General features: G+C 67.1%; 8 protein-coding genes. All 8 read left to right on the top strand.

The annotated features are described in order from the left end of the window. Positions 1–12 precede the first annotated feature (12 nt). Positions 13–1,851 (top strand): nitric oxide reductase activation protein NorD, encoded by a 1,839-nt coding sequence (locus B3D39_RS13045; RefSeq protein WP_414718001.1) that lies wholly within the window; start codon positions 13–15, stop codon positions 1,849–1,851. Position 1,852: 1 nt separating this feature from the next. Beyond that, the gene (locus tag B3D39_RS13040) at positions 1,853–2,026 is read left to right on the top strand and encodes a protein NnrT (RefSeq protein WP_274962014.1); all 174 of its coding nucleotides are present in this window, start codon (positions 1,853–1,855) and stop codon (positions 2,024–2,026) included. Beyond that, on the top strand, positions 2,023–2,247 hold the full coding sequence (locus B3D39_RS13035) for an NnrT protein (protein WP_274962015.1): 225 nt from the start codon (positions 2,023–2,025) through the stop codon (positions 2,245–2,247). Before B3D39_RS13040 ends, B3D39_RS13035 begins: the two co-directional genes overlap by 4 nt. A 12-nt stretch (positions 2,248–2,259) precedes the next feature. Beyond that, a complete protein-coding gene (locus B3D39_RS13030; RefSeq protein WP_274962016.1) occupies positions 2,260–3,459 on the top strand; it encodes an NnrS family protein in 1,200 nt (399 codons plus the stop codon). Beyond that, positions 3,456–4,118: an NnrU family protein gene (locus tag B3D39_RS13025; protein WP_274962017.1), complete on the top strand. Its 663-nt coding sequence runs from the start codon at positions 3,456–3,458 to the stop codon at positions 4,116–4,118. Before B3D39_RS13030 ends, B3D39_RS13025 begins: the two co-directional genes overlap by 4 nt. 391 nt (positions 4,119–4,509) lie before the next feature. Continuing rightward, the gene (locus B3D39_RS13020; RefSeq protein WP_274962018.1) at positions 4,510–5,265 is read left to right on the top strand and encodes a hypothetical protein; all 756 of its coding nucleotides are present in this window, start codon (positions 4,510–4,512) and stop codon (positions 5,263–5,265) included. 86 nt (positions 5,266–5,351) lie between these two features. Beyond that, entirely contained in the window at positions 5,352–6,185 is an 834-nt protein-coding gene (locus B3D39_RS13015) for a hypothetical protein (protein ID WP_274962019.1), read from the top strand. 148 nt (positions 6,186–6,333) lie between these two features. Further along, positions 6,334–6,558 (top strand): hypothetical protein (locus B3D39_RS13010; RefSeq protein ID WP_286789773.1); only part of this gene is annotated, 225 nt, incomplete at its 3' end.

Below are 6,558 nucleotides of genomic sequence, written 5' to 3'. Positions count from 1 at the left end.
GACGTCGCGTCGATGGCGTGTGGTGCCCGAACTTTGATTTCGACACAGGCCGAAAGGCTCCCTCGCGTATACGTCGCGCTGCCGCTCGACGCCGCCGCGACGAAGCTCGGCCTCGCCGACGGCCAGGAGGCCGAGGCGGCCCTCGTCGACGCCGTCGCGACCGGCGCGCTCGGCGTGCTCCGCGTCGACGACGCGCGGCGCGTCGCGCGCTTCGACGGCGCGCGGCTGCGCCTGCCGCCGGTGATGGATGTCTTCCCCCGGCCTGACCTCAACCGTGCCGCCTATTTCTGGCTGACGGCGCTGGCGGCGCTCAGCCGCGATGCAATGCCCGAGCTGCCCGACGAGACCGACGGCCCGGCGATGGATTGCGCGCAGATCCGCGCCAATGCGCAGGCCTGCGATCTGGCCTATCGCCGCTGCATCGGGCTGCGAGCGCCCTACCGCGAGATGGCGGCGCTCACCCTCGCACGTCGCCGCAGATTGTCGCGCCCGGCGGCCGAGGCCGCGCTGGAGGCCGCGCTCTGCGACCAGCTTTCCGCCGATGGCACCCCCGCAGCACTGCCCGAGACTGCGGAGGGCGCACGCGGTTACATGCCGCTCGCCCCGGTGCCGATCTGGCTGCAATTTGCTCCCAACACCGCAGGCCGCAGCGCCGCCTCGGAAGAGGCCGACGCCCCCGCCTCCGCCCCGACCGCGATGGCCAGCACGCAGCGCAAGCATGGCGAGCGCCGCGATCTCGATCAGGCGCGCCGCCGCGACAGCTTCATCATCCACCGTTTCGAGTCGATCCTGTCCTGGGTCGAGGCGCTCAACGTCAATCGCTCGGTCGACGACGATGACGAGGACAACGCCGCCAAGGCCGCCGAGGATCAGGACCAGATCACGCTGACCCGCCACGACCGCAAGGCTGCGACGCGGCTGCGGCTGCATCTCGACCTCTCGCCCGCCGAGGCGGAGCACGAGGCGCTGGCGGGCGAGCATGTCTATCCCGAATGGAACCACCGCAGCTGCGCCTATATGGAGGGCCACTGCCGGGTGCTCGATGCGCCCTCGCGGCCCGAGGCCAAGCAGAGTTTTCGCGCCGATCCGCGCTATATCCGCGCCGTGCGCCGCCAGTTCGAGGCGCTGCAACCGCGCCGCATCCTGCGCCCGCGGCAGATCGACGGGACCGAGCTGGATCTCGACGCCGTCATCGCCAGCCGCGCCGATCTCGCCGCAACCGGGCGGGGCAGCGACCGGATCTGGCAAAGCCTGCGCAAGGTGGAACGCGACCTCGCCGTGGCCTTCCTGATCGACACCTCGCGCTCCACCGAGGCCGCGATCGGCGAAAGCTGCGTGATCGACATCGCACGCGAGGCGATGTCCGCGCTGGCCGAGGGGCTGGATGCGGCGGGCGACCGGTTCGCGATCTGGGGTTTCTCGTCGCTGAAGCGCGACCGGGTGTTCCTGACGCGCGTGAAAGGCTTCGAAGCGCAGATGGCGCCGCCGATCCACGCCAATATCGCGGCGCTGCGCCCGGGCCATTACACGCGGCTGGGGACCGCGATCCGCCATGTCTCGGCACAGCTCGCGCAGGAGAGCGCGAGCCGCAAGCTGCTGATCGTGCTGACCGACGGCAAGCCCAACGATCTGGACCACTACGAAGGCCAGCACGGCATCGAGGACAGCCACATGGCCGTGCGCGAAGCCCGCCGCGCGGGCCAGAGTCTGCACGGCGTCATCATCGACGAGGACGGGCAGGACTGGTTCGCGCGCATTTTCGGGCGCGGCGGCTTTACCCTGCTGCCCCGGCCCGAACGGCTGCTGCGCGCCCTGCCCGATATCTACCGCTCGCTCACACAGGAGACCTGACATGCGCAAACTGACCCTTCTTCTCGCCCTCGCCCCGGCCGCCGCACAGGCTGCAAGCTTCGAGCGCCCGATCCCGCAGGCGCAATCGGCCACCGCCGAGTTCTGGTTCGCATTGGCCACGCTGGCGCTTATCGCGGCGCTGGCGGTGATGGCGCGGGTGGTCGCCCGGCGATGAACGCGCGCTGGTCCCCCGCCCGGATCGCGCTGCTGCTCTACCCGTTCGGCTGGGGCGCCTTCGCGGTCAACGTATTCTTCGCCTCGCTCATCGGGTCGTGGGTCGGGCTGCCGGTCGCGTCTCCGGTCGTTTCGCTGGGTCTGGGCGCGGTGGTCGCCGTGCCTGCAACCTACGTCTTCGCATGTCACATCCGGCGGCTGATGGACGCCGCCGAGAGCTGAAAGGAGCCGATCATGGCCCTATCATCCGCAGAACTGATGCGCCGCTGGCAGGGCCCGGCGCTGCTGTCGGGCGGCTTTCGTCCGTTCTTCTTCTTCGGCGCCGTCTGGGCTGCGCTGGCGATGGCGCTTTGGGTGCTGGCACTGACTGGGCTGATCGAGCTACCGACGCGGCTCGACCCGGTCAGCTGGCACGCCCATGCCTTCCTCTTCGGCTATCTCGGTGCGGCCATCGCGGGCTTTTTGCTGACGGCGGTGCCGAACTGGACCGGGCGGCTGCCGGTCGTGGGCTGGCCGCTCCTTGGCCTCGTCACGCTCTGGGCGCTCGGGCGGCTGGGGTTGCTCGCCTCGGCGCATCTGCCTTTCGCGCTGGTCGCGAGCGTCGATCTCGCCTTCCCGCTGGCGCTTGGCGGAGTAGTGCTTCGTGAGATCGTGGCAGGGAAGAACTGGCGCAACCTGCCGGTGCTGGTATTGCTGAGCGTCTTCACCCTCGCGGACCTTCTGTTCCTGATCGAGGCGGCCCGCGGCGGCTATGCGGCAGCGGGTATCGGGATGCGACTGGGCCTTGCCGCCGTGCTGATGATGGTCGCACTGATCGGGGGGCGGATCATCCCCTCCTTCACACGCAACTGGCTGGTGAAGGAGAACCACCCCGCGCGCCCCGCCCCGCCGATGCAACGCTTCGACAAGCTTGCGATGCTGGCTGCGGGTGCGGCGTTGCTGGCCTGGGTCGCGCTTCCCGAAGCGGGACTGACTGCGGCGCTGCTGCTCGCGACCGGCGTGCTGCATCTCGCGCGGCTGTGGCGCTGGAAAGGCGGGCTGACGCTGCGCGCGCCGATCCTGTTCGTGCTGCATCTGGCCTATATCTGCCTGCCGCTCGGAGCGCTGGCGCATGGGCTCGCGATCCTGTTCCCTGCGGCCCTCACCCACGCCACGGCGCTACATCTGTGGACGGCAGGCGCGCTTGGCGGGATGACGCTCGCGGTGATGAGCCGTGCGTCGCTCGGCCATACCGGACGCCCGCTGGAGGCCAGCGCCGGAACCGTCGCGGTCTATGCCGCCCTCTTCGTCGCGATGATCGCACGGCTCCTCGCGGGATGGCTCGGCGTGAGCGCGCTTTATTCGATCTCCGGCGTGGCTTGGTGCGCGGCTTTCCTCGGCTTCGCGATCCTCTATGCTCCGGTGCTGTGGCAACCCAGACGGAGGGCGCAATGATGTGGCTGGCTTATGGCGGAGTGTTCGCCGCCTTCCTCGCGACCCATTCGATCCCGACGCGTCCGACGGTGAAGGCGCGACTGGTGGCGGCAATCGGACCGGCAGGCTTCGGGCTTGGCTATTCGCTCCTGTCGACGGCGATGCTGCTGATCCTGATCCGCGCCGCCGCATGGCCCGATCCGATCTATATCTGGCCGCCTACGCTATGGGCGATGGAGGCAACAAAGGCCGGGATGGCGCTGGTCTGCATGTGGTTCGCGGTGGCGCTCGGCCATGCCAACCCGTTCTCCTTCGGCGGCAGCCGCCGCAAAAGCTTCGACCCCGATCGCCCCGGCATCGTGCGCCTCACGCGCCACCCGATGCTGCTGGGCCTCGCGAGCTGGGCCGGGCTGCACATGCTGCCGAACGGCGATCTGGCGCATGTGCTACTGTTCGGGGCACTTGGAGGCTTCGCGCTTCTTGGCATGAGACTGATCGACCGCAAACGACGGCGGGAGATGGGGCCGGAGGTCTGGACCCAGACGCAGCGCCGGACGAAAGCGGCTCCCGCCCTTGCAGGGCTCACGCTTGCCGATCTCGGGCGTGCGGCGCTTGGCCTCGTGGCCTACTTGGCGCTGCTGCATCTGCATGAATATTTCGCAGGCGTCGCTTTGGTTTAGAGTGCGCGCGTTTCGAAAGCCTCGAGGATGACCGTGAAGGCTGACACGTCCCATCAGTTTCCATGACGAGAAGCCGACATTCGTTGTTTATTGGACAAATGTCCGCTAAGGGCCGACCGCGACGCACTGATGGAAATCGGCAGGAAACGGACGTCCGCTTCGCCAGACACGACCGGCAGCGACGCAGGCTCGCTGCCGGTCGCGGCGCGCGCCCGGATCACCTGTCCCGTGCCCTCTGCCAATGCGTCACGATGGTGATGACGCGACTTCTCAGGTTGTGTGAGAGGCATCCGGAAACATACATCTCGTTGATTACGATCAAAGAGGAATCCCTCCTCCTATGTTCTTCTTGCTTCGACGCGAAGGCGTCAACACGGAGGAGGATATGGAAATGCGTAATTCAATGTTCACGAACAAGTCTCGCGTATCGCTCGTCGCTCTTGCTGCGGCATTGGGACTTGCGATCGCATGGCAAGCACCGGTCGCCGGTCCGTTCAGCTTCGCGGCCAATGCAGAGGAGTCCGGCGGCCAAGGGACCGGCAAGGGAAATCAAGGCGGTCAGGGTCAGGGCAGCAAAGGCGCCCAGACCGGACAATCTCAGGGTCAGGGCCAAGGCGGGCCGGGCGAAGATTCCGACGGCAAGGGGCCGCAAGCAGGCGCGCCCTCCTCCTCCGGCGGCGGCAAACCGACCTGGTCGCAGGAAGGGATTCCTGAAGTCGAACTGGGGCGCCTGAACGTCGCGCGCTCGCCGGAACATGTGCTCGATCAGGCCTATGAAGAAGCGCTCGCATCGATTTCGCCCGAGATGGTTTCGTTCTACAACCTTTCGCTCGACCAGGCGATCGAGGAGCTCTCCCTGAACTGGGACAACGTGAGCTTCATAGACTCCCCGTTGCAGAACCTCGGCCTTCTGCAGGCGACGCTTGAGGGATCGACCCCGCTGTCTAGCCTTGGCGTCTCGAATGATGCCGACACGCTCGCGGCGATCTTCCTCGGCGCGGCTTCGGACAAGACCGTTCCGATCACGACCGATACGGTGATCGCCGTCACGCAGATCCTCGGGGTGCCGGTCACGGGGGCTGCGGCCGCGTCTCTTGCAGCCGATGCCGAAGCTGTGCGCATCGCGATCCTCGCCGGACATGGCTGATCGCATCTGACGAACATCGACCCGGACCCGCCTCTGGCGCGGGGTCCGGGTCAAGACGACCAACATCTCATAACAAGGAGGCAGTCATGACACGCAAGACTGCAAAGAGCGCAACTGCCGTGGCAGGAATTGCGCTGATCGCTGGGCTGGGGCTCACCGTGCAGCCCGGCCCGAGCTTCGGGACATTCCATCTTGTCGTGCCAAGCGCCCTTGCGCAGGATAGCGGCACGCATACCGATGGCGATCACACGGATGGTGGCCAACAGAAGGGCAAGACCGGAGAGGCCGGGCATGGCTCGAGCAGCGGCGGCCATGAGGACGACGGCTCGCATGAGGACAGCGGTGGCCATGGCGGCGCCAGCGGGTCTTCCGGGCAGGGTCAGGGCGGCCCGGGCGCAGATTCCGAGGGCAAGGGCCCGCAAGCCGGCACCCCGTCCGGCACCCGCGGCACCAAGCCGGTCTGGTCCAAGGAGGGCATCCCGGAGGTCGAGCTCGGGCGGCTGAACGTGGCCCGTTCGCCCGATCACGTGCTGCAGCGCGCCTATGAGGAAGCGCTGGCGACGATTTCGCCGACCATGGTCTCGTTCTACAACCTGCCGCTCGATCATGCGATCGACCAGCTGTCGCTGAACTGGGACAACGTCTCCTTCATAGACTCGCCGCTGCAGAACCTCGCCCTTCTCAAGGACGCGCTGGATGGCAGCTCGGCGCTTTCCAGTCTCGGAGTGACGAACAACACCGCAACGCTGGAGGCGATCTTCCTCGGCACGGCCTCGGACAAGACGGTGCCGATCACGGCGGCCACGGTGACGGCGGTGACGACCATTCTTGGCCAGCCGGTGACGGGCGCGGCGGCGACCAGCCTCGCCGCGCAAGCCGAAGCAGTGCGTATCGCGGTTCTCGCAGGTCACGACGGCTGAGAGGCTATGGAACCGAAGCAACACTCTGCCCTTGCGTGAAGCGGGGGCAGAAGTTTCTTCTTCAACGCGCGCAGTCAGAGATCCATTATGTCGCTGAACAGGACCATCCGGTCAGGCGGATGGATGAGACGGACGGAGAGTCATCGAAATGGTTTTTTCAATCAAGCGGGCCGCAGCCTGCGCCCTTGTCTTCAGTCTTGCAGTTCCGGCGGTAGCCGCGGCGCAGGACTCGGCCAGTTTCTTCAAGGTCGGCACGGCGAGTGTCACTTACGGACCTTACGTGCGCTTCGGGCTCGGGGCAGTAAACACCCGACCGTCCGACGAGCACTGGCTGCCGCCCGGCTACCCGTCCGATCCGCGAATCGATTTCAAC

The sequence above is a fragment of the Thioclava sp. UBA3469 genome (assembly GCF_002378135.1).
GTDB classification, from domain to species: Bacteria; Pseudomonadota; Alphaproteobacteria; order Rhodobacterales; family Rhodobacteraceae; genus Thioclava; species Thioclava sediminum.
The sequence above is the reverse complement of the archived record's forward strand: the minus strand, read 5'-3'. Positions and strand labels throughout refer to the sequence as shown.

Coding starts and splice junctions, on each gene's coding strand:
- B3D39_RS13035 (WP_274962015.1), top strand. CDS start 2,023: ATGAACGCGCGCTGGTCCCCCGCCCGGATCGCGCTGCTGCTCTACCCG.
- B3D39_RS13045 (WP_414718001.1), top strand. CDS start 13: ATGGCGTGTGGTGCCCGAACTTTGATTTCGACACAGGCCGAAAGGCTC.
- B3D39_RS13020 (WP_274962018.1), top strand. CDS start 4,510: ATGCGTAATTCAATGTTCACGAACAAGTCTCGCGTATCGCTCGTCGCT.
- B3D39_RS13030 (WP_274962016.1), top strand. CDS start 2,260: ATGGCCCTATCATCCGCAGAACTGATGCGCCGCTGGCAGGGCCCGGCG.
- B3D39_RS13015 (WP_274962019.1), top strand. CDS start 5,352: ATGACACGCAAGACTGCAAAGAGCGCAACTGCCGTGGCAGGAATTGCG.
- B3D39_RS13040 (WP_274962014.1), top strand. CDS start 1,853: ATGCGCAAACTGACCCTTCTTCTCGCCCTCGCCCCGGCCGCCGCACAG.
- B3D39_RS13025 (WP_274962017.1), top strand. CDS start 3,456: ATGATGTGGCTGGCTTATGGCGGAGTGTTCGCCGCCTTCCTCGCGACC.